Origin of the sequence: Vibrio sp. 10N.286.46.A8 (assembly GCF_041470165.1) — a bacterium.
Lineage (GTDB): Bacteria > Pseudomonadota > Gammaproteobacteria > Enterobacterales > Vibrionaceae > Vibrio > Vibrio tasmaniensis_A.
In genome coordinates, this window is sequence record NZ_JBFRLX010000093.1 from 1 (window position 1) to 21,364 (window position 21,364).

The 21,364-nt window shown below is 43.5% G+C and carries 20 protein-coding genes and 2 pseudogenes; 11 read left to right on the plus strand and 11 right to left on the minus strand.

Annotated features, from left to right (window positions below):
• Window positions 1-244: pseudogene (locus tag AB4232_RS10590) on the minus strand (VOC family protein); the annotation flags it as partial.
• Between the two features lie 196 nt (window positions 245-440).
• Here AB4232_RS10590 and AB4232_RS10595 point away from each other — a divergent pair.
• Window positions 441-1,328: a DMT family transporter gene (locus AB4232_RS10595; RefSeq protein ID WP_080518041.1), complete on the plus strand. Its 888-nt coding sequence runs from the start codon at window positions 441-443 to the stop codon at window positions 1,326-1,328.
• A gap of 88 nt (window positions 1,329-1,416) precedes the next feature.
• On the opposite strand, the gene AB4232_RS10600 is transcribed toward AB4232_RS10595, so the two are convergent.
• A complete protein-coding gene (locus AB4232_RS10600; protein ID WP_017099821.1) occupies window positions 1,417-2,331 on the minus strand; it encodes a LysR family transcriptional regulator in 915 nt (304 codons plus the stop codon).
• 188 nt (window positions 2,332-2,519) lie between these two features.
• On the opposite strand from AB4232_RS10600, the gene AB4232_RS10605 reads away from it, so the two are divergent.
• On the plus strand, window positions 2,520-4,592 hold the full coding sequence (locus AB4232_RS10605) for an alkyl/aryl-sulfatase (protein WP_372087079.1): 2,073 nt from the start codon (window positions 2,520-2,522) through the stop codon (window positions 4,590-4,592).
• A 345-nt stretch (window positions 4,593-4,937) separates the two neighbouring features.
• Entirely contained in the window at window positions 4,938-5,591 is a 654-nt protein-coding gene (locus AB4232_RS10610) for a YopT-type cysteine protease domain-containing protein (protein WP_135383568.1), read from the plus strand.
• Between the two features lie 201 nt (window positions 5,592-5,792).
• On the opposite strand, the gene AB4232_RS10615 is transcribed toward AB4232_RS10610, so the two are convergent.
• Window positions 5,793-6,383, minus strand: a complete 591-nt coding sequence (locus AB4232_RS10615) for a TetR/AcrR family transcriptional regulator (RefSeq protein ID WP_372087080.1) — start codon at window positions 6,381-6,383, stop codon at window positions 5,793-5,795.
• Between the two features lie 119 nt (window positions 6,384-6,502).
• On the opposite strand from AB4232_RS10615, the gene AB4232_RS10620 reads away from it, so the two are divergent.
• Complete coding sequence (locus tag AB4232_RS10620) at window positions 6,503-7,390, plus strand: DMT family transporter (protein WP_372087081.1); 888 nt, start codon at window positions 6,503-6,505, stop codon at window positions 7,388-7,390.
• Window positions 7,391-7,415: 25 nt separating this feature from the next.
• Window positions 7,416-7,817, plus strand: coding sequence for an SAM-dependent methyltransferase (locus tag AB4232_RS10625; protein WP_122046107.1), 402 nt, complete (start codon window positions 7,416-7,418; stop codon window positions 7,815-7,817).
• 57 nt (window positions 7,818-7,874) lie between these two features.
• Here the strand turns inward: AB4232_RS10625 and AB4232_RS10630 are convergent, their stop codons facing one another.
• The 3 genes from AB4232_RS10630 to AB4232_RS10640 all read right to left on the minus strand — a co-directional run bounded on the left by AB4232_RS10630 (window position 7,875) and on the right by AB4232_RS10640 (window position 9,886).
• Window positions 7,875-8,576: a biotin/lipoate A/B protein ligase family protein gene (locus tag AB4232_RS10630; protein WP_372087082.1), complete on the minus strand. Its 702-nt coding sequence runs from the start codon at window positions 8,574-8,576 to the stop codon at window positions 7,875-7,877.
• Window positions 8,577-8,648: 72 nt separating this feature from the next.
• Window positions 8,649-8,996 (minus strand): DUF3024 domain-containing protein, encoded by a 348-nt coding sequence (locus AB4232_RS10635; protein WP_061020931.1) that lies wholly within the window; start codon window positions 8,994-8,996, stop codon window positions 8,649-8,651.
• 62 nt (window positions 8,997-9,058) lie between these two features.
• The gene (locus AB4232_RS10640; protein WP_108192308.1) at window positions 9,059-9,886 is read right to left on the minus strand and encodes a TIGR02391 family protein; all 828 of its coding nucleotides are present in this window, start codon (window positions 9,884-9,886) and stop codon (window positions 9,059-9,061) included.
• A gap of 91 nt (window positions 9,887-9,977) precedes the next feature.
• Here AB4232_RS10640 and AB4232_RS10645 point away from each other — a divergent pair.
• From AB4232_RS10645 to AB4232_RS10660, 4 genes and pseudogenes are all read left to right on the plus strand, one after another.
• A pseudogene (locus tag AB4232_RS10645) lies at window positions 9,978-10,174 on the plus strand (IS110 family transposase); the annotation flags it as partial.
• 136 nt (window positions 10,175-10,310) lie between these two features.
• Complete coding sequence (locus AB4232_RS10650; protein ID WP_372087083.1) at window positions 10,311-11,210, plus strand: homocysteine S-methyltransferase family protein; 900 nt, start codon at window positions 10,311-10,313, stop codon at window positions 11,208-11,210.
• A gap of 113 nt (window positions 11,211-11,323) precedes the next feature.
• Entirely contained in the window at window positions 11,324-12,334 is a 1,011-nt protein-coding gene (locus tag AB4232_RS10655; protein ID WP_372087084.1) for a Gfo/Idh/MocA family protein, read from the plus strand.
• A gap of 10 nt (window positions 12,335-12,344) precedes the next feature.
• Complete coding sequence (locus tag AB4232_RS10660; RefSeq protein ID WP_372087085.1) at window positions 12,345-13,853, plus strand: SgrR family transcriptional regulator; 1,509 nt, start codon at window positions 12,345-12,347, stop codon at window positions 13,851-13,853.
• On the opposite strand, the gene AB4232_RS10665 is transcribed toward AB4232_RS10660, so the two are convergent.
• Together AB4232_RS10665 and AB4232_RS10670 are read right to left on the minus strand one after the other, a co-directional pair.
• A complete protein-coding gene (locus AB4232_RS10665) occupies window positions 13,854-15,305 on the minus strand; it encodes a glutathione synthase (RefSeq protein WP_372087086.1) in 1,452 nt (483 codons plus the stop codon).
• Window positions 15,306-15,441: 136 nt separating this feature from the next.
• Window positions 15,442-16,377, minus strand: a complete 936-nt coding sequence (locus AB4232_RS10670) for a LysR substrate-binding domain-containing protein (protein ID WP_102556068.1) — start codon at window positions 16,375-16,377, stop codon at window positions 15,442-15,444.
• A gap of 120 nt (window positions 16,378-16,497) precedes the next feature.
• On the opposite strand from AB4232_RS10670, the gene add reads away from it, so the two are divergent.
• Together add and AB4232_RS10680 are read left to right on the plus strand one after the other, a co-directional pair.
• A complete protein-coding gene (gene add / locus AB4232_RS10675; protein ID WP_372047631.1) occupies window positions 16,498-17,496 on the plus strand; it encodes an adenosine deaminase in 999 nt (332 codons plus the stop codon).
• A gap of 330 nt (window positions 17,497-17,826) precedes the next feature.
• The gene (locus AB4232_RS10680; RefSeq protein WP_372087087.1) at window positions 17,827-18,402 is read left to right on the plus strand and encodes a sugar O-acetyltransferase; all 576 of its coding nucleotides are present in this window, start codon (window positions 17,827-17,829) and stop codon (window positions 18,400-18,402) included.
• 221 nt (window positions 18,403-18,623) lie between these two features.
• Here the strand turns inward: AB4232_RS10680 and AB4232_RS10685 are convergent, their stop codons facing one another.
• The 3 genes from AB4232_RS10685 to AB4232_RS10695 all read right to left on the minus strand — a co-directional run bounded on the left by AB4232_RS10685 (window position 18,624) and on the right by AB4232_RS10695 (window position 21,363).
• A complete protein-coding gene (locus tag AB4232_RS10685; protein ID WP_372087088.1) occupies window positions 18,624-19,244 on the minus strand; it encodes an HAD family hydrolase in 621 nt (206 codons plus the stop codon).
• Between the two features lie 228 nt (window positions 19,245-19,472).
• Complete coding sequence (locus AB4232_RS10690) at window positions 19,473-20,897, minus strand: aspartate kinase (protein WP_102582569.1); 1,425 nt, start codon at window positions 20,895-20,897, stop codon at window positions 19,473-19,475.
• A 79-nt stretch (window positions 20,898-20,976) separates the two neighbouring features.
• Complete coding sequence (locus AB4232_RS10695) at window positions 20,977-21,363, minus strand: ectoine synthase (protein WP_009845969.1); 387 nt, start codon at window positions 21,361-21,363, stop codon at window positions 20,977-20,979.
• Window position 21,364: the final 1 nt, after the last annotated feature.

Sequence of the window (21,364 nt, forward strand, 5' to 3'; positions counted from 1 at the left end):
CCCTAATGAAATAGCCATGTGAATGAAGCCTGTGAACTGCTCATAAATGTCATCTTTCGATTCAGGCACAGAATCCATTTCCATGATCTCTAAACGACTTCCCGTTTCAAACGAGAGGAAGTATGAAGAAAACCCTAGTTGGGTTGTGATATTTTGATTTCGATGTCGCGCTGAAATAATCTTCATAAAATCGCTTCAGTACTTCGAGTTGTTTGGTCCAAATTGCGATGTGTTCAATCTTCATTTTGTTTGCCTAAGTTTGATGTCTAACGCTAGATTACTCATCAAATAAGGACCAATAAACAGAACGAAATTCATCGAAGCTGTTCCTGTTTAATGACTCAAACTGATGTCCATAACTGCACAGTATTGGTATCTATGTTTGTGTAATAGTTATCTTTCCTCCATAGTCAGGTTTTACACAATCTGAGATTCAAACTGTGAGCTTTTTAAAACTGATACTACTTGCGGCTATATGGGGAGGCTCGTTTCTTTTCATGAGAATGGCGGCTAATCCATTAGGGCCCGCAGTCTTAATTGAAGCGCGAGTTCTTTTTGCAGCACTTACTCTGCTTTTAGTTTCTTTCTATTTAAAAAAGAAGCTCTCTTTTCATGATCACGCTAAACACTTCTTCATTCTCGGGCTGTTTAACACCACACTTCCTTTTTTGCTTTTCGCTTATGCCGCGCAGACACTTAACGCCTCGACACTCGCCATCTTGAACTCTACCGCGCCAATATGGGCGGCAATCATTGGTGCGATATGGACTAAAACAGCACTCGAGGCGAAAGTTCTATTGGGACTTGGGATTGGGGTAACGGGAGTTGGCGTGTTAGTCGGTTGGGATGCGATGAACATTGGCCGTGAGGCTATGCTTCCTATCTTTGCAGCAGTGATGGCGGCCTTTAGCTACGGAATAGCGTCAAACTATACCAAACAAGCCCCTAAAGTTGAGGCATTCAACAATGCTCATGGCAGCATGTGGGCTGCGGTGTTGCTGGTTTTGCCATTTGTATTCTTTATTCCGATGAGAGAAACACCCGACGTTACGATCACTACGTCAGTTATCTTATTAGGCGCGGTATGTACTGGGTTAGCGTATCTACTTTACTTCAATCTCGTCTCTGAACTCGGCGCACCTTCAGCCCTGTCCGTGACCTTCATCATTCCGGTATTTGGTATTCTCTGGGGTAACTTGTTCTTAGATGAAGCAATTGGCATCAATACGATTGTTGGTTCAATTCTGGTTATCACCGGCACCATGTTGGTGACAGGAATGTCGCCAATGAAAATGCTCAAAGCCGCTCGTCAGAAACGCGCACAATAAGTTGATTGAATCCAAAAAACCTAATTAAAACCCTCAAGTAACAGAGACAAAAACGGCCTCCAAATGGAAGCCGTTTTTCATTGAGTCGTTAACAGCTTTGAGAGCTCGTCATGTATTGTTGAATCTTGGTTCTTAACCATTGATGTGCGGGGTTTAAGTCTGTTCGTTTATGCCAAATCATATACTGTTTCATCGGCAAGACCTCAAAAGGCTGCTCGAGAACTTGCAGTTGGAATCGCTCCGCAAATTGATTAGCAAAACCTCTAGATGTGCTACCAACACAGTCGGAGCCAGAGACCAACACACACATCGTCATCAATGAATCACATTCGGAACTGACTTTTCGCTGCTGTATCGGATTTTTTGTAAAGTAATCCGCGGTGTAAAGGTGAGAGCGACGCATTCTGAAGGTGATGTGTTTCTCATGGTAATACTGCGCTTCCGTTACCGAGCCATCAATCCTTGGATGCCCTTTCTTGGCGATCAGCACGAGCTCATCTTCAATCACTTGCTGGTTCATATAACCATTCACTTGTGGATAGTGAATATCGATCGCTAAGTCGGCTTGCTGCATGCTCAAACTCTGCAACAGATCTTCTTCATTACTTGGCACCATATTGAATTCAATTGAGATATTACCAAGCGTATCATCCTTTTCTACAAGGGGCTGAAGCTTGGTTAAACCGATCTCGTTGACCAGAATTCGAAACACATGATGTTGCTGGTTATCAAACTGCTTTAAGGTACTGACAGCGCTGGTTATCCCGTCCAATGCGGGCTCTACACGTAACGCCAACTGCATCGCTGCATTGGTCGGTGTTATACCTCTACCCTCTCGAATAAAAAGGTCTGTACCCAATTGTGCTTGCAGCCGTTTCAAAGCGCCACTGACTCCAGGTTGAGTCATACCAAGCGATTCTGATGCAAGCGTGATCGACTTTAATCGATACACTTCTAAGAACACGCTCAGTAGATTTAAATCCAACTTTTCCATGTCGCTCACCGTTACTCTCCCTGTCAATGTGCTCTTAATCAATCATAGGTCAGGTTTTATCTTCGTTCCCTAACCATTGCACGACTCAATACATAGCTAATCGTGATGTGTTAACTAAAGCTTACTTTATTTTTTGCTATATGTCTTAGACATATAATTTCCTCAACGAAACGAAATCCCGAATTGAAGAGGCACCTATGACTCCATCACGCACTTTCAAAAATGCATCACTGTTCCTAGCAATCTCTCTTGCGTTTCCTGCTATTGCAGCTAACCATGACCACGCACACTTTAGCGATATAGGCGATCAAGGTGGCAAAGACGCGACTGAGATGACGACGAAAGCAAACCAAGAATTCGCGAAAACGCTGAACTTCGAAGACACTCGCGCGTTCGACAATAACAACAAAGGGTTGATCGCGAGCTTCGATCAAGAAACTGGCGATATTATTCGCAACAGCTTCAACTTCATCGACCCTAGCGTGAACAATGCCGATCAAGCACCCGATTCAGTAAACCCTTCGCTTTGGCGTCAAGCCGTGCTAAACCAAGCTGCTGAAGGTTTGTACGAAGTTGTCCCAGGTAAAGTGTATCAAGTTCGTGGTGCTGATCTGGCGTCTATTTCTTTCATCCGCAGTGACAATGGTTGGATTGCTTACGACGTTCTTCTCACAAAAGAATCCGCGGCTAAGTCATTAAAGTTCTTCAAGAACAACGTGCCTGATGGTGGTGACTTACCTGTCGTAGCGATGATTTACTCACACTCACATGCCGATCACTTTGGCGGTGCACGAGCAATCAAAGAAGCTTACCCAGACGTAAAAGTGTACGGTTCTAAAAACATTACTAAAGAAATCGTCGACGAAAACGTATTGGCGGGTAATGCGATGTCTCGACGTACCGCTTATCAATATGGCGCAACACTGAATCGTCATGAGCACGGTATCGTGGATGCGGCACTCGCGAAAGGCTTGTCGACAGGCACCATCACTTACGTATTGCCGGATTACGAACTTAACCATAGCGAAGAAATTGAAACGCTGGTTATCGATGGCCTAGAGATGCAATTCATGGATGCATCAGGCACTGAAGCGGCATCAGAAATGGTGACCTACATTCCGAGCATGAAGGCACTTTGGACTGGTGAGCTAACGTATCAAGGCATGCACAACCTCTACACATTGCGTGGTGCAAAAGTACGTGATGGCTTGAAGTGGTCTAAGAAGATCAACGAGATGTTGGTCACTTGGGGTGAAGATACCGAGGTATTGTTTGCCTCTCACTCATCGCCAATTTGGGGCGAACAAGAAATATCTGACTACCTAAAAATGCAACGTGACGCTTACGGTTTTACTCATAACCAAACACTTCGCCTAGCGAACAATGGTGTCGTTTTGCAAGACATTGGCGACGAGATATACAAAGTCATGCCAGACAGCATTCAACAGTCTTGGCACACCAATGGTTACCACGGTACTTACTCTCACAATGCTCGTGCGGTGTACAACATGTACCTTGGCTACTTCGACATGAACCCAGCCAATCTGAACCCGCTACCAATTCACCCAGAGTCGGTTAAATTTGTTGAATACATGGGTGGCAGCGACGCTGTGATTGAGAAAGCGCAGCAAGATTTCCAAGAAGGCGAATATCGCTTCGTTGCAACGGCACTTAACAAGGTTGTACAAGCGGAACCAGAGAACAAAAAAGCGCGTGGTTTACTGGCCGATACTTATGAACAGCTAGGCTACCAATCAGAAGGTGCTGGGTGGAGAAACATCTATCTAACAGGTGCTCAAGAACTGCGTATCGGCACACAACCGGGCGCACCAAAAACGGCTTCTCCGGATGTATTGGCGAACATGACCATCGAAAACTTGCTGGATTACTTAGCGGTAAAAGTGGACTCATTGAAGGCGCAAGACACGCCGTTTACCATGAATATCCAATTACCTGACGTGAAAGAGTTCTATTACGTAGAGATGTCGAACGGCAACCTCAACAACATTCAAGTAGCTGAACTTCAAGATGCCGATACCACACTGATCATCAACAAATCAGATGTATCAGACATCGTACTGAAAAAAACGACACTCAACCAATTATTGGAAGACGGCCAAGCGGGCGTGAAAGGAGACAAAACATCGTTGAACAAACTGCTGTCTTCATTGACTGAAGCTGATACCTCTTTTGAGATTGTTCCTCGCCCAAACAAAGGCGAAGAAGTCGACGCTGAGTTGTACCAAGATTCACACGAGCACGCGCATTAAACGCCCGATACACTAAATAGATAAAAACGACACCAGTTAGCTAGAAAAACGTTCTATAAAGAACACACAACAAGCCCTTACCTTTTGGTCGGGGCTTTCTTGCTATGTCATCTAATACATTGGGCCGTTTACGTTTCAATTCCAATACGACTGCGTTCTGTAATATCCCTTTTGGTAATTTAATAGAGAGGGATATATGATAGAGATTAGAACCATAATGCTCATCAGAAAGAGCAACAGTTACCAAATAATTCGAAATCAAACTAAGTTAAGTGAGAATAACTTAGGCTTTCAACCTAACAGACAATATTTAGTTTTGTATTTTTCAAAACGAGGATAGATTAAATGCCAATATCTAAAAAAATTCTAATCGAAGCAGTAAATCGATATAAAATTGAATTTGCAAAGCTATCACACAAAACTCAAGGTAAAACTAGGAATTTAGCTCAACACTCATTTATATGGGCGCTGAAAGATGGTGATTACCAAGCTCTAGGGGATGGTATTTGTGCAGGTTTAGCTATTAAATGGATAGAATATGATGTTCAAAATATAGATTTTATTGAGAGCTTAGATAAGCATCGTATGGAGATTTATACCGTACTTGGTTCGAAAGACAAAACAACATTCGGCCAAGACATCGTTAAATCACATTTGATGCAAAAGGATTTACAAAAAGCACTAACTGGCACTTGCACACTAACGGGAAAGGTAAAAAACTTCCAATACCCGTATAAGTCACTCAGTAAAGCTCTAACGAAAAATCATTATTATTATGTATCAAGTGGAAGTCATGCGACTGCCATTAAATCAAATGGTACAACGGTCGACTTTTACGATCCTAATGTTGGAGAAATCAAAGAACTACTCCCTCATCATCTACCGTCTTATTTCAAAGCGGCAAAAGAAGCAAGTAGGCTCGCACAAGGGAAAAGTATAAAAGGTTACTCTTCCACCGTATATTCAGACCTCCAGATGGTTCAATTAAGTCCAAATTAAAAATACTCAAATTCACCAAGGTTTAGTGTTATTAACCTAATATTCAGATGCTATTGGCGATAAAGCCATAAGACCAAATAGACTCTATTTAATCCCCCCTCCCCCTTTTTTTTATATAGTCTTATTTGCCAAACCAGATTGCGAAACGAGCTATGAGTGCTTCACTGTTAGAAGCATTCTCAAGCTCAAAACCTAGTACAGCTATTCTGCGCTTAGCGCAGCCAACAAAAACTCCGTACTTGCGCTAGCATGTTGCTCAATATCTTGTAGGTTTGGTTTTGCCATCCCCATCAACACGCCGCTTCTCAAGCTTAATAGCATTCCCGTCCAAAGAGTAACCTTAGTGGCGACATCTTCGGTATCAAACCTATCCTTGAAAAACTGAGCGAGTGCAATATCGGTTTCGTTTTCACCTACCGACATAAAGCTTTCCAAGATAGCGGGAGACTTACCGTTTTCTGCAATCAATAGCTTCAACGTAGCGATATGTTCGTCCGACAAATGAAACGCCAAAAAGGCCGTAGCGAACCCATACAATGCCTGATAATTATCAGAGATTTTTAACTGCTCGACAGAAAGCTCATCAAACTGAGCCCCCATTTGCTGCAATGTCGCTTTGAACAACACACCTTTTGATGAGAAATATCGATAGAGCGTTTGTTTAGTCATCTGGGCTTCGCTTGCGATCACATCCATGCTCGCGAGCGTAAAACCTTCAGCTAAAAAAACAGCTTTAGCCGCTTTCAAAATAGCCTGTCGTTTCTTCTCTTTATTCTGCTCAATCTTGCTCATTACTTCATCCACCCCAAAACAGAGATCATACTTTAAAGTATGATTTGTGTTGACTCAACCAATTTTTAAAATCATACTCGATGGTATGATTTATTGGTAATGAATATTTGGATAGAGAAATGACAACAATGAACCTCCCTAAAACTGAAGTAAGAAACACTCGAACCCTTGGCTTTACCCTTGCGATCGCAGGTGCTGTATTAATGAGTATTGACCCCATCTTTATTCGTTATGCGGGTGTCAGCGGGTTTGATACGGCCTTCTTGTTCGGCTTATTCAGCGCAATTTCGATGCCTATTTTGCTTAAATTCAACGACAAACGCGGAATACGAAAGGCAGTAGCACAAAGCGGTTGGCCATTGTTGGCGGCGGGTATTCTTATGCTCGGCAGCGCATCAGGTTTGGTTTTCAGCATCAAAATGACTTCAATCGCTAATACCTTTGTGATCCTCAGTGCAGCCCCTGCGGTTGCCGCCATTTTCAGCTGGTTAATATTGAAAGAAGCCACCAGCCGTTCGACCTTAATTGCCATTGTCGCTGTGATGATTGGTATTACGATAGTCGTTTCAGGGTCATTTTCTTCAGGCAACTGGATGGGTGATGCGTTGGCCGTGTTCGCAGTTATCTGCCTATCGATGATGTTTACCTTGCTGCGTAAATATCAAGACGTCAGCCGATTGGCGAGTGTTGGCTTAGGTGGCTTGTTACTCGCAGTTGTGATGTTTTTCTTCGCAACACCATCAAGCTATAGCGCTGAAACGTGGTTAATCATGGGCATGATGGGCTTGTTTACAGCCCCTGTTGGACGAGTGTTATCTATGGTCGCAACACGCCACATTACCGCGCCAGAGGTATCAATGACTCTGATGTTAGAAACCGTGTTAGCGCCAGTTTGGGCGTTTATCTTCTTCACCGAGATCCCGCCAACGACCAGTATTATTGGTGGTGTGGTGATCTTGATTACGATCTTCATCTACACCTTAGTGACTATGAAAAATGATGACTAATTAAAGAATTAAATAGGAGCTAAACATGTCTGAAGAACTGAAATTTATTGGCCGAATTACTACGCCGTACCACTCGATTTCAGAGTGTCCGAATAACATCCAACCGGACAACGGCCCAATCTGTGAAATCATCTTAGATGACGTTTACCAGCAAGGCTTGCTCGGCTTAAACCGTGGCGACTACATATTGATCTTGTATTGGTTAGAAGGCGCCAAACGAGATGAATTGATCCAAAGCTGGAATGAAGAAACGCCGACCAATGGCACCTTTGCACTGCGTTCACCACACAGGCCAAACCCAATTGGTACTGCCGTGCTACCGATTGAAAAAATAGAGAATGGCACAGTGACCGTGAGAGGCTTGGACTGCTTGAACAACACACCACTGTTGGATATCAAGCCTGCGATCTATAAAGAGAAAGGATAAGCGAGAAATTGCTCGTCCTAAACCAAGAGCGAGCTGTGCGTTAGCGAAAGGAAGACATTACGCATACTTGATGAAAGCTTGGCTTAACCGCTGAAAGAGTGAGTCTACGTTGGGAAGGCTCGTCAAATGCGCGGACAAGGGAGTATGAACCTGCGCATCCACCACGGTCGGGTTATCGCAAATTTGATTATAAAAATTCACAGGCGCAACGATGTTCTCTAAGTCGGCATCTAACAAGATACAAGCTTGCGAAAGTACAATTTGGCCGCCCCCTTGTTTAAGCAATACACGCTGCGCAGTACCCACTATTTTTTGTTTATTGATATTGAGGTTGTAGTCACCATCACAATAAGAACCGGGGGTTGCGTGTACATCCACATCAATACCCAGTTCTTTAAAAAACAGGGTTAATACATCACATAAATGTCGATACGCTTTTTGGATGTTGTAGGCTTCATCACGAGGCCAATGATAAATGTGCGATAGGTTAATGATCCCCGGTAGTTGAGGAACGGGAGCGCCGCCTGTTTTTCGCGAGGTGAGTTGCCAGCCTTGTGCCGCAAGTTGCTTTCTAGACTCTAACGTCACTGGCCACTTTTTACCTGCGGGCAAAACGAGTGTCGGTGTTTTTGCTTGCCAGAGCATTAAGGCTTGTCCAATCTCACCGGCCTGTATTTGCTGCAATAACTCATCTTCTTTTTCAAACGCACGATCAACATCAATGTGCGGGTAACGTACGAGTTTATTGGTTAACTTCAAAGCACTTTCCTCTACAGATTGTGGTGACCTAATATTTAGCGTTCTGGGATGGTTGATTATAGATAGGGCTAGTTATCCCCAAAAACTTCCGTACACATCCGCATTTAGAACCTCAAAAAACGCCTCAAGGCTCTTCACCTCTGCTGTCGGTTCGTAAATGTGCCATTTTAAATCAGATTTCATCCAATAGATTGCCCACTCATTACGTGATTTGTAGTACTTCACTTTGGCTATAGGACTTTCCATTTTTTCACTTGGGTCGTTCCATTTCGGGCGAACTTCGAATATTTCTATTGCTTGCCCATTCACTCGATATCCTAAATCTAACTGGTCCCTAATTTCTACAGGTGGTCGACGAGAGTCCAGATAGATCTCAACTGCTTTTTCATATCGTTTTTGTTCGATTTCAGAGAATGCCATATCAGTTACCTAAGCTATTAATCAACTTCAGTTTACGACGTAAAAGTAGTCGTACGCATTTGTTATATTTTTGATTCGTACATCATTTTAGCCTGGACAGCTTTGTCTAATCGGCGATGGACCAAAGAGACCATAGAAAGGATATCTAATGCATCAATTTCCTCTATAGTCCAAGTGATTTTTGGTGCATGGGCTGTAGTATTACGAAATGTACCAAATAGCCCTTTTAGTAAATTCATAAAGCCTTTTTGTTCACTTTTCTCGCTTTCACTAACTAAAGAGTTTAATGCTAAATGCGGTACTTGCTTAAAAGAAAAAGCCTCATCAACCAACGCTGAACCATCAGAAGTTAAACCTGTTTTATTTCTGATTTTATCAGCTACACTTTTAGTCGCCTCGAATACAGCATGAAAGTAATTATCTACAACTAATTCTTCTTTACAGTATTTCAGAACATCGGGATGGACATTACGAGAAACTAAATGATCCTTTAATTTATAAGCCCTTGCGGCAGCTTCACTGATCGTATTCGATTTAGTTACTGTGCCTAACTTTCCATTTTCGCCAATATTGAAACCAGCAAAACTGAGAATCTGGTTTAATTGGAACCGAGTATCATTAAACCATTCTAAATTATTGTAATGACGAGCCGGATTAATCGCATTTTGGATAAAAGCCAAAACATTGTTAGCGCACCCGTCAATCATTTGTTTATTTGCTAATGCTGAGTTCAACCTTTTCCATTTGGTATTAGCTGAATCAATATCTTCAATACCAGATTCGTAAAGTAACTTTCCTATTTCTGTTCCAGTAAAACCACTAGAAGTATCACCAAGTAATCGGCAAATAGATTCCACCACACTAAAATCTAAACTTTCTACTCTTGCCATAAATAACCTTAAAAAATATAACGAATGACACGGATTCCCCCTACCGAGGCTCTGCCACACTGATGTGGTACTTAAATGCATCGGAGGCACCATGTCTGATTATTCTTATTTCTGCGGTATCGACCTAGCTAAAAACCACTTCAGTCTTCATGCCGTAGACCAAAATGGTAGAGGCATACTTCACAAGGCAGTAACCCGCTTTAAAGTACTGACTAAAATAGCAAATATGCCACTCATGCGTATAGGTATTAGTGCGTGTGGTGGGCAAATTATTGGGAAAGAATGATTTAAATTATGCCGTGACTATCTCCAAAACTGTCCAACACCTTTTCTCGATAACACACAGTCTTGATAGCTTCTGTCTGACAAGGTTGTCTGATATGGTGGCGGCAGAACTTCAGCAATTGTTTAGATAGTATTGAATATGAAAACACTAACCATACTTGATGGCGGCATGGGCCGAGAACTCAAAGAAATTGGCGCGCCATTTTCTCAACCGCTTTGGAGCGCTCAAGCGCTGATTGAAGCACCCGAATTTGTTAGCCAAGCGCATCAAAACTTTGTCGATGCAGGTGCTGAAACCCTGATCACCAATAGCTACGCCTGTGTACCTTTTCACTTAGGTGAAGAGCTGTTCGAGCAAAGAGGTTTTGAACTCGCTGCGCTATCTGGCGAACTGGCTAAAGCAGTTGCTGACAATGCTTCTCACACAATGAAAGTGGCGGGCGCGATTCCACCGCCATTTGGCAGCTACCGACCAGACTTATTTAAGGTCGAAGAGGCCGCACCAATCATTCAAACGCTTTACGATGCTCAAGACCCAAACATCGACCTTTGGATAGCGGAAACCATCTGTAGCCTGCAAGAATTCGATTCCATCCATTCGGTACTTAAGCAGTCAGATAAGCCGTGTTACTACGCATTCAGTTTGGAAGACACCAAGGGCGACGCTGCCAATATTCGTTCTGGTGAAAGCGTAACAAACGCGATCAAACTTGCCTGCCAATCAAACGCGACTGGCATAATGTTTAACTGCTCCGTGCCTGAAGTGATGGATCAAGCCATTATCGATGCTAAGAAAGTGATTGGTGAGCTAGGTAGTGATTTAGAAATTGGTGTCTACGCCAATAACTTTGCACCGATCAGTAGCGAACATGAAGCTAATGATATGCTTCAAGAGATACGCGAACTCGATGGACAAGGTTATTTAGTTTACGCAAAACGCTGGCACGCGCTGGGAGCGAATATTATCGGTGGTTGCTGCGGTATTGGACCAAAACACATTCAAGCCCTAGCCGATTGGAAACGCTCCACACAGAGCTGATCTAGAGCTTCAACTAGAATAAAATAAATAGAGAACAGGTTGAGAAATCTGTTCTCTATTTGTATGTGGCGTCTCTGAGTACACTGATACAAAACAACGATTTGGAGTAACTGATGAGCGACACGCAACGAAAAATTAAATGGGGCATCGCAGGGCTAGGCAATATCGCTAATCGATTCGCAACAGCTGTAACCGAGCACTGTTTGCATGGTGAGCTGTATGCCGTTGCCGCAAGAGATCACTCACGCGCAGCCACGTTCGCCAACAAGTTTGGTTGCGACAAGGCTTATGGCTCTTATGAAGAGATGGCGAATGACCCAAGTGTAGAAGCGGTTTACATCGCTACGGTTCACCCATACCACCAGCCACTTGCTGAACTGTTTCTGAAGAATAACAAGCACGTATTGGTCGAGAAGCCGGCTTTTACCAACCTTGGTGACTGGCTTGAGATGAAAGCTCTCGCGAAACAAAATGGCGTGATGCTGTTAGAAGCGATGAAAACCGTGGTGTTCCCTGCGTATCGTGAGCTCCAATCATTCTTGGTCGACAACAACATTCAGATAGATTCAATCGAAGCCAGCTTTGGCAACCAGCACGACTATGAGCCCGATTTGTTTATCTTCAATCCGGATTTGTCAGGCGGAGCAACGCTCGATGTTGGGGTCTATGGGCTTTGGTTCTTCTACGATATGTGTCGAACACTGGGTATAAACCCTTCAAAACCTCAGGTAGAGATGTCGTGTCTGTATGAGGGCGCGAATGTCGATACCGATGCGTGCTTTACATTCTCTGGCGATATGAGCGGTAAGATATCGGCATCAACAGTGCAAAACCTTCCCCGATCAGCGCACTTGACTGGGCCTGATACTAAGATCACCATTCACGAAAAATGGTGGAATCCGGTCTTTATTGAGATTGAACATCAAGGGCAGAAGTCGACCATCAACAAACGAGTAACGGGCAATGGGTTCGAATTTGAAATCGACCATTTTTCAGGTTTGGTGCTTCAAGGTAAAACTGAGTCGGATATCCTAAGCTCAGAGATAACCTCTCGAGTTCTCGATACGATGGAAAAAGCACTGATTGACTCTGGCTATCCACATTTAACTCAACCTCGTCGTTAGGAAAAGCAAATTGGGCAACCTTAAGCGCAAGCTTGAACTGTATGAAAAGATATTTCAGGCTTTTGGGCCTGGAGTATCACATTGTCAGGTCAACCAACTGGCCACACTGCTGCACGTAAGTGAACGTCATGTTCAGACCTTACTCAAAGCGATGACAGCGCAAGGCTGGATTGAGTGGCAAGCCAGTTCAGGCCGAAGTAAGAAAGCACAGCTGACGTGTCTGGTTGAGCCCATAGAGGCGTGTTACCAATATGCACAAACCCAAGCTGACGCAGGCAACATAGAACAGGTGTTTAGCACCTTAAGCTTCAACGGCCGCAATGCTGGCGCTGAGTTACAAGCCTTTCTAAGCAATACCAATCCATCGGCGCAGAATATCGCGTATATCCCCTTTCACCGAGAACTCGAAGCGCTTCACCCTCAACGTGTACTTAGGCGTACCGAACGCTTCTTAGTGATGCAAGTTTGCCAACGCCTTACCACCGTTCAGCACGGCAAACTCAGCGGCGATCTGGCTTATCATTGGCAGGCTAATCAAGATGCAACACAGTGGCACTTTCAGATTCGTAATGGTATTCACTTTCATAACGGTCGAACACTCGAACCTCAAGACATAGCGCGCAACCTTAACTCGCTCTGCCAAAGCAAAATTTGGCGTCGTTGTTATCAGCATATTGATGAGGTCTCTGTCTCGGCAGGCAATGTGGTTGTCGTGAAATTGAATCAACCTGATTGGCATTTACCGCGCCTACTTGCTAGGGCTGAAGCCTCCGTATTCGAACACTCATCACCGACTGATAGGCTGATTGGATCTGGCGCGTTCTCATTAGACATCTTCTCAAGCAATATGTTGAGATTGAGCCGCAATAGCGCCTATTCACACAGCACGCCCATTCTCAATCGGGTCGAGTTGTGGGTCTACCCAGAATGGGCACAGAGTAAAGCTTGCGCTCAAAATCAGGTGTGCGTGAAACTGCCCGAGAAGACGACCACCGTGCGTGGCGACGACCATTATTCCAAACCGGAATTCGGCTCAACCTTCTTTAAGATTCAAAACCCAGCGTTGTCGAAAACAGAGCGTGAATTCACCGTTGAAGACACCTCTGAATGCCAAACCCTTTTCGATCAATTATCAGTATCCGGCGACAGCAAAACCAACGTGGAATATGGCCACTACCTAACTACCAAAGGCGTCGCGCTATGCAGCATTATTGATGAGAACGACACCTTCATTGCGTGGTTAAGCTTTTTCACTCGCTTCCCGTTTGAGGACTTAGCGCTGCCTGCTGAGATGCTAGAGAAAGTCGAACAAGGCTTAGCCTCAATAAGAAGCCAGCCAAACTTTGAGTTAGCGATGAATGCACTGTTAGCACTCAAGCATTGGTTGAATAACTCTGGGGTTGTGGTTGAACTCAAGCAAGAGGCGTTCAACTTAGAGGTTTCTGAAAAGATACACAGCGCGCAAGTGAATGGTTTCGGTTGGTGCGATCTCGACCAATTATGGATCAACCATTTGTAACTAATCAATCAACACCAACGAATCCAAAATCCCTTTACCGCTGTGGATTCCACCTTCGTTTTCGCTAGCAGGTTTACTGCGGATCAAGTATCCCGCATAACCATCAAGTTGAGTGACTGGCTTACCTTGGTAATAGGCGGTGAACAAACCCACTTCGCTGACTAAGTCTGTCACTAGCGTTTGTTGAGTGTCACGCACTGCAATGGTTGGTACGTCGCGTTCGTGTGGATACAAGCGCTGCATCAATGCCCATGCGTCGTACTCTTCTGGCTTAAGTTGGCTCAGTTGTTCGCTAATGTCGTCACCAAAGACACAATGGCCACCGCCCTCACCTTGGTTTTTTAGCACCCACTCTTGCTTATCAGCTTGTGTGTTAAACCAATCAATCGATTCACTGGTGATTGGCTTCATATCTGCTAAAACACTCTTCACCAATTCCGCTTCTTCTAGCGTTAAACCCCAACGTGCGTATTCAGATGCTGGCATCATGGTCAGCAGCATTTGCATGGTTTTACTGGTCGCTAATTGTTGATTGATGGTCGCGTTCATTGCGACATGGTGTTGTTCCATAAACACGCGCGTTTGGCTTAGTGTATGACAACAAACCGATTCGTTGAGTTCTGGAGCCCAGTAGTCTGAATACTGATAGCCAGCTCTTAAATACACCACATCGACAGCGCCGACATCTTGCAGTAACAAACGTTGGTTATCACCCGATGAAAGCTGACAGCTCAATTGCTCAAAGGTACGACGAACCGTACGTACACCCTGCTTTTGCAGTTCAATTTCGAGTAGGTGTTGGTCGTAAACATTGTCTTCATTCTTTTGCACTACCATCAAGAATGTTGGCTTATCTGAATCATTAAAGTCAGCTCGCACTTTTCTTGCTGAAGTCGCAATACCATAAGCCAACTGCGTTAAGCCTTGGTTTTCGGCAGGTGTCGCAGATTTATCTTCAAGCCAGCTCTGGTAAGTCTCAGGCCATTGATTGTGCATGTAATCATGGAACTCTGTGGCCTTTTGTCCGAATGGAGCCATACCTGCAGCAATACCGTTGAACTCGATCACTTTCGCGCCATGTTGGCGATCGTCCATGAAGTCAGTACGCATTAATAACAACGGTTGGCGAGCAGGATAAAGTCGATGAGACACCTCGCCATGCGCTTGTTGATGCAGTTCCATCAAGCGGCCAAAAAACGGATCAGCTTTGGCCATATAACTCAGTGATGACTGCAAGAAATCATGATCTTCGGAAACATTGCTGATTAACTTGGTGATCAGCGGTGTTACCTTCAACAAGTGTTCAAAAACCTCGCGCTCCATAGTCATAGGAGCAATGCTGAAAGGACAATGCCTAGCGGTATTATCTGACTGGCGAAACGCAACACCGTGCATGATCGCCCACTCACACGCGTCTTCAATAATTTGTTGTGGTAACCGTGGAATTGTCATCTCTCATCTTCCAAATAAAAATAGCACCCAGAATAAGACGAAGCTTAATTCCAAAAGACGAAATAAAACTGGATTATTTATCAAATAACTACGTTTGTCTTATTTTTCAATATCTTGAATAAATTATATATCTCAACTATCGAGTCTGCTCGATGATCAGGTCGCGCAACCATTTGTGGCTAGGTTCTGAATCGAAGTATTTATGCCACAACAGGAACAAGCCTCCCGGCACCAAATCAACCGGGACAGGCTTCATCACCAACTCTCCGCTATCAATGTAATCGCGTACCGAGTTGTATGGGTAACACATAAGTAAATCACTCTGCTTACACAGCTTAATGGCACTGGTGATGTCTGAAACATTAGCGGCTTTGTTGATTTCAAGCTGCTTTGAGTTAAGCACTTCCATCAATAACCAGTCACCCGCTCCACCCGTCACCAACTGTATGTGTCGATACTTCAAGAAAGTGTCGAGGTTCCACTCTTCCAGCAAGGCTGGGTGGTCATTTCGCATCAAACACACCGAGTAATCCAAGCACAGCTCCACATAATCCAGCTCATCAGGAATACATTGCACGTGGGTAGAGGCGCGTTCATCCAACTCGAAAATACCAATGCCAAAATCCACCTCACGTTTGAGTAAACGCTTGAAGCTGTCGCTGCTCCACGTTGAACTGTTGATGGTAATGTGCGGCGCATCGGCAAGTGCTGTCGGCATAAAGTGCGGATAGATCGCTGTGTAGGCGGTTTCAACAAGGTCTATAGTGAAAGTACGCTCACTGTCTTTAGGATCGAAAACTTCGGGAACGGTCAGCTTTTCGATCTGCAGTAGAATTTGGTGGATCTTAGGCGCTAACGCGAGTGCTTTGGGTGTTGGGAATAGACCCTTTGATTCACGCTCAAACAGCGGATCATCAAACAAAGCTCTGAGCTTAGTGAGCTGTTTACTTACCGCAGACTGGCTCAAAAAGAGTCGATCAGCCGCTTTGCTCACACTTCGTTCTTCAATCAGAACGTGCAAGCAAAGCAGCAAATTCATATCGCATTTAAGTAAGCTTTTAACATCTACCATGATATTCCCTAAATTCAGGTTAATGATGATTAATTGTCACTTTAAATCATATCATTGTCTTGGTAAATTTAGCGCATGTGAGTTAAAACACTCAAAGAATAATAGAATTAAGGAATACTCATGGATTTTCTAGCACTACCAAAGATTGATTTACACTGCCACCTAGACGGAAGTGTTCGCCCAGATACGATTATTGACCTAGCAAAACAGTACAATATCGAACTACCTGAAGATCGCGACGCGGTTGTTCAATCTCTAACTGTGCCAGAAGATTGCAAAAACCTAGATGAGTACCTGGCTTGTTTCAGCCTGCCACTACAAGTAATGCAGACTGAAGAAGCAATTGAACGTATCTCTTTTGAGCTTTACGAAGACGCTGCACTAGAGAACGTTAAATACCTAGAAGTTCGCTTCGCACCAATCCTGCACGTAAACAAAGGCCTGTCTCTTGATACGATCATTGCAAGTGCAGTAAAAGGCATGAAGCGTGCTGAAGAGAAATACGACATCAGAGGCAACTACATCATGTCTGTGCTTCGTATGTTCCCTAAAGATTCGATCAAAGACGTAATCGACGCAGGCCAACCCTACCTAGGTAAAGGTGTTGTGGCGTTTGATATCGCAGGCGGCGAAAAGCCAGGCTTCTGTGCTGAATTCCCTGAATACACGCAATACGCTCTTGAAAAAGGCTACCGCATTACCGTGCACGCTGGCGAGCAATGGCATGGTCAAAACGTTTACGATGCAGTGACAATGCTTGACGCTGAACGCATCGGCCACGGTGTTCACATCCAAGGTAACGAAGACGCGTACAACATCGTTAAAGAGAAGCAAGTTGCGCTTGAAACTTGCCCAACAAGTAACGTTCAAACTAAATGTATTCACAAATTCAGCGACCACCCAATTGCTGAATTCAAGAAAGACGGCATCGTTGTGACGATCAACACAGACAACCGTACTGTGTCGAACACAACCATGACCAACGAAGTGAAGCGCGTGTGTGAAACATTCGGCCTAACAAAAGAAGACTACGTAGAAATCTACAAATACTCTGTAGAGAGCGCTTTCGCTTCAGACGAAGTGAAACAACACCTAATGGGTTTCGTTGAGCAAATCTAATTTGGCAAAGCGCGCCTTTTGCTGAATAGCAGGGCTCACTTAGCATTAGTGCTTAAAGCACAAAACAGGAAGAGAAAGGCTGACGCTTTTCTCTTTTTTTATGTCTAAAAGTCGCTAATCTTGCAGTATTCGTCATTTATACCAATCACAGTAAGTAAGTGATCATAAATAGCGCAGGAAAAAGGCTTAAGAACAAGGCAGAAATTTTCGATAAGTAGTTATTCTACAATCAAAATTTCTAACGCAGTTATTGAGCGTTTTAACCAGCTAGGATGACCAGTTATTTACTACGATTAGTATTAAACCGAGACTCTCGTAAAGTGGATAAGCATGAGTAATAAAAACAATAAAACTGAACTAGAAAAAATGCTATCTGGACAAGTGTATGATGGTGCAGATCAAGAAATTGATACCATGCGTGCCAATGCCAGAAAGTCGCTAATGGCTTTCAACAACTACCAAGATCCAGCCCAGCAACACACATTGCAAGAGCAGCTATTTGGTAAGGTTGGTAATAGCAGCTTAATCCAGCCCCCTTTTCATTGTGAGTTTGGCAAAACCATAGAGATTGGCGACGACACCTTCATTAATATGAACGCAGTAATGCTAGATGGTGCAAACATCAAGATCGGTAACAATGTTTTAATTGGACCAAGTGCCCAATTCTATACGCCATCACACTCCCTTGATTATCGTAGCCGCCGTAAATGGGAAACCTTCTGTTTACCAATAACAATCGAAGATGATGTGTGGGTTGGCGGTAACTCAGTGATCAACCAAGGCGTGACTATTGGGGCTCGTTCAGTGATTGCAGCTAACTCTGTGGTCAACAGCGATGTACCACCAGACTGCTTATACGGCGGTACACCAGCGAAGTTGATTCGACATCTGAATACCGAACAATAAAGCTAAATAGAAGAATAAAACGTATCAGTAGAATGAAGCCACTTAGAACAACAAATAGAAAAGAGGCGATGTTCATATGAAACATCACCTCTTTTTAACCGATTCATTTTCGCTTTTATCAATCTTTTCTATCCGTCATTTTCTACTTAGCTTTTCTACTTAGACTATCTGCATAGAGAAACCTGACTAAATATAGATAATTTGAGCACTTCGCTACATGATCACGTCAATTCGACGCCAAAAGCACGTAGTGCGTTCTCGCATTGCACAGCATCACTAAACTGGATACCGGCCATACCTACAGCCTTTGCCCCTTCAACGTTGTAAGGCATATCATCAATGAAGACAGTTTCTGAAGCTTCAAGACCATTATTAGACAGCAGCGCTTGGTAAATTTCAGCTTGAGGCTTGAGCATACCCAACTCTGCCGATACCGTTGCACCATCAAACAGTGGCCAAAACTCGTAGGTGGCTTTTAGGTACTCAACAATCTCAACCACGTTATCGGTTAACGCATACACGGCATAGCCTGCTCGTTTTACTTGCTTGATGAGGTCAACAGAACCGTACAGCAATATTTGCGTTTGCTTAACGTAATAGAACAGGCGATCGCACTCTAATGAAGATAAATCTAACTCTTGTTGGTAGCGAAGTTTGGCTTCATTTTCGGTTAAGAACCCTTTGTTCAAATCCAACCAAATCGTACTTTGGAAAATTGAACGCGCTTGGGTTTCCAGATCATCAAGTTCCCCGAAAGTCAGGCGAGTAATTTCTAGCGGCGACCAACGTACAATCACATTGCCGACGTCAAACACCACATTTTTTATTTGATGAGAACTCATACCTTGCTCCTGAATTATTCGTGTGAAATAACAACAACACCGACATTAAATGCCGCACCTTAAAGTTCATAACCTTGTTTTACAAAATGAGGAGTGAAATCACAATATGCCATCGAGCAGGTACGAAAAAGGCCATCATAAAAATGGCCGTTACACAGAATTTTTTGCAGCCTCACCCTACAGATCAAACGTTCAGTTAGTTGATGGGATAAGCTCACCGCTCTAGATTTAAGCAGCATTCACTGATGATGTGACCTTTTGCTTTTGTTCAAAAAACTCTTCATGTAATGCACAAATGGCCTCTTGATACTTATCGTCGCTCACAACAAATTGTACATTCACGTTTCTCATCGACGAATGTAACGCAATAGGCGTAACACTATTGCTCATCAAAGCCAATACGCCATTCGCTAGCGTTTTATTGGTGTCAATTTGAGAGCCGATCGCCGAAATGATAGCGACCATACGTCCCGAAATAGATGCTTTCGGATATCGCTTCTCTGCCTTATAAAACACCTTATTTAAACTTTCTGAACTACCGCCTAGATAATACGTAATAGAGTTAGCATTCATCTCTTTTCCGATAAGATTAACTCTCGCATCCGCGATAATTTCCATTAGTTCATAACTGACGTTATCAGCCTTACCGACCATCCCCTGATCAAATACATGCAACGCATATACTTTCTGTTTTCCGGCAATAATCTCTATCTGATTGGTGTCTGGGCGGTAATCTGAAGAAATCAGTGTACCTTCATGCTCTGGCTCAAAAGTGTTCTTTATTTGTAGTTCGATTCCACTCTCGCGCAACCCTGCTGCGGCATTAGAATGAATAGCTTCCATACCAAGGTTTGCTAACTGATCGGCAACATCATAATTAGTCGCTCCAATTGGTTTAACTGAGCTAACCCCAACCACTTTTGGATCGGCCGAACTAAAGTGATACTCCTTATGAATAATAGCCAGTGATGCCTTAGTCATAGTCGCGACACGGCTAAACGTCATCTCACTGTAACCACGGTCATAAGTATGCATCAAACCTTCTTTGCAATAGGCATAACCCGTCACTATAGGTAGCTCTTCAGCCACATTTATATCTGAAAAAGCGTCTCTGATGGTATCGTCCAAACTCTGAGGAGTCTTGTTATCCCAACCCGAAAGGTCAACAAAGGTTGAATTAATACCAATATTTTTCAATTTAAGAGCCGTATTATACGCACTATGTGACTCGCCAATTGAAGAAAGAAACTCGCGGATCTGAGGCAAGTAATGCCTCAATGAAAACTGACCGTATTGACACGTTTCAAGGATATTTGTAATACAGTTCTTCGCTTCTGAAATACGCGAACGGATGAACTTATCAGCACGTGCACGATTCATCGGATCTGCAAAAATATGCTCATTGATCAACAACATACGGCTTTCAATGTAAGATAACGCTTCTTCCCAAGAATCATCACGCATTGCGATCAATTGATAAACACCTGGCTTGCCTGTTTTTTTGCACTCCAAAAGTGCATCTGTCATCCCGCTATAAGCAGACACAACAAAAATTCGATTGTACGGATTTTTCGGGCGGAGAATAATATTGTCGAGCACAGCATCAAATGCTGTCATGGATGTACCGCCGATTTTTTCTACGGTAAATGTCATAAAAGACCTTAGTTATAGAGAAGCAATAAAGACTAGATAAATGGAAATTGGGGTGAGATTTCACCCCAGACAAAGTCGGTTAATCAACCAGAGGATAAACGCCGTTTTCATCGTGAACTTCAGCGCCAGTAATTGGCGGATTGAATACACACGCCATAACCATTTCTTTGTTTTTATACGCACGTAAATAGTGTTCATCGTGCTTATCAAGGATATAAAGCGTCCCAGGTTTGATGGGATAAGTCTCACCACCAACCACTTCAATTTCGCCTTCACCACTCATGCAATATACTGATTCTAAATGGTTTTGATAATGAATATGTGTTTCCGTCGCTTCATAAATTGTCGTGATATGAAATGAAAAACCCATGTTGTCATCTTTCAACAACATGCGAGTACTTTCCCAATTATCCGAAACAATACGTCTTTCGCTATTGCGACATTCATCAAGTGTTCTAACAATCATT

Coding starts and splice junctions, on each gene's coding strand:
- AB4232_RS10610 (WP_135383568.1), top strand. CDS start 4,938: ATGCCAATATCTAAAAAAATTCTAATCGAAGCAGTAAATCGATATAAA.
- AB4232_RS10650 (WP_372087083.1), top strand. CDS start 10,311: ATGAAAACACTAACCATACTTGATGGCGGCATGGGCCGAGAACTCAAA.
- AB4232_RS10635 (WP_061020931.1), bottom strand. CDS start 8,996: ATGGCATTCTCTGAAATCGAACAAAAACGATATGAAAAAGCAGTTGAG.
- AB4232_RS10655 (WP_372087084.1), top strand. CDS start 11,324: ATGAGCGACACGCAACGAAAAATTAAATGGGGCATCGCAGGGCTAGGC.
- AB4232_RS10605 (WP_372087079.1), top strand. CDS start 2,520: ATGACTCCATCACGCACTTTCAAAAATGCATCACTGTTCCTAGCAATC.
- AB4232_RS10695 (WP_009845969.1), bottom strand. CDS start 21,363: ATGATTGTTAGAACACTTGATGAATGTCGCAATAGCGAAAGACGTATT.
- AB4232_RS10625 (WP_122046107.1), top strand. CDS start 7,416: ATGTCTGAAGAACTGAAATTTATTGGCCGAATTACTACGCCGTACCAC.
- AB4232_RS10690 (WP_102582569.1), bottom strand. CDS start 20,897: ATGACATTTACCGTAGAAAAAATCGGCGGTACATCCATGACAGCATTT.
- AB4232_RS10640 (WP_108192308.1), bottom strand. CDS start 9,886: ATGGCAAGAGTAGAAAGTTTAGATTTTAGTGTGGTGGAATCTATTTGC.
- AB4232_RS10620 (WP_372087081.1), top strand. CDS start 6,503: ATGACAACAATGAACCTCCCTAAAACTGAAGTAAGAAACACTCGAACC.
- AB4232_RS10615 (WP_372087080.1), bottom strand. CDS start 6,383: ATGAGCAAGATTGAGCAGAATAAAGAGAAGAAACGACAGGCTATTTTG.
- AB4232_RS10680 (WP_372087087.1), top strand. CDS start 17,827: ATGAGTAATAAAAACAATAAAACTGAACTAGAAAAAATGCTATCTGGA.
- AB4232_RS10670 (WP_102556068.1), bottom strand. CDS start 16,377: ATGGTAGATGTTAAAAGCTTACTTAAATGCGATATGAATTTGCTGCTT.
- add (WP_372047631.1), top strand. CDS start 16,498: ATGGATTTTCTAGCACTACCAAAGATTGATTTACACTGCCACCTAGAC.
- AB4232_RS10685 (WP_372087088.1), bottom strand. CDS start 19,244: ATGAGTTCTCATCAAATAAAAAATGTGGTGTTTGACGTCGGCAATGTG.
- AB4232_RS10665 (WP_372087086.1), bottom strand. CDS start 15,305: ATGACAATTCCACGGTTACCACAACAAATTATTGAAGACGCGTGTGAG.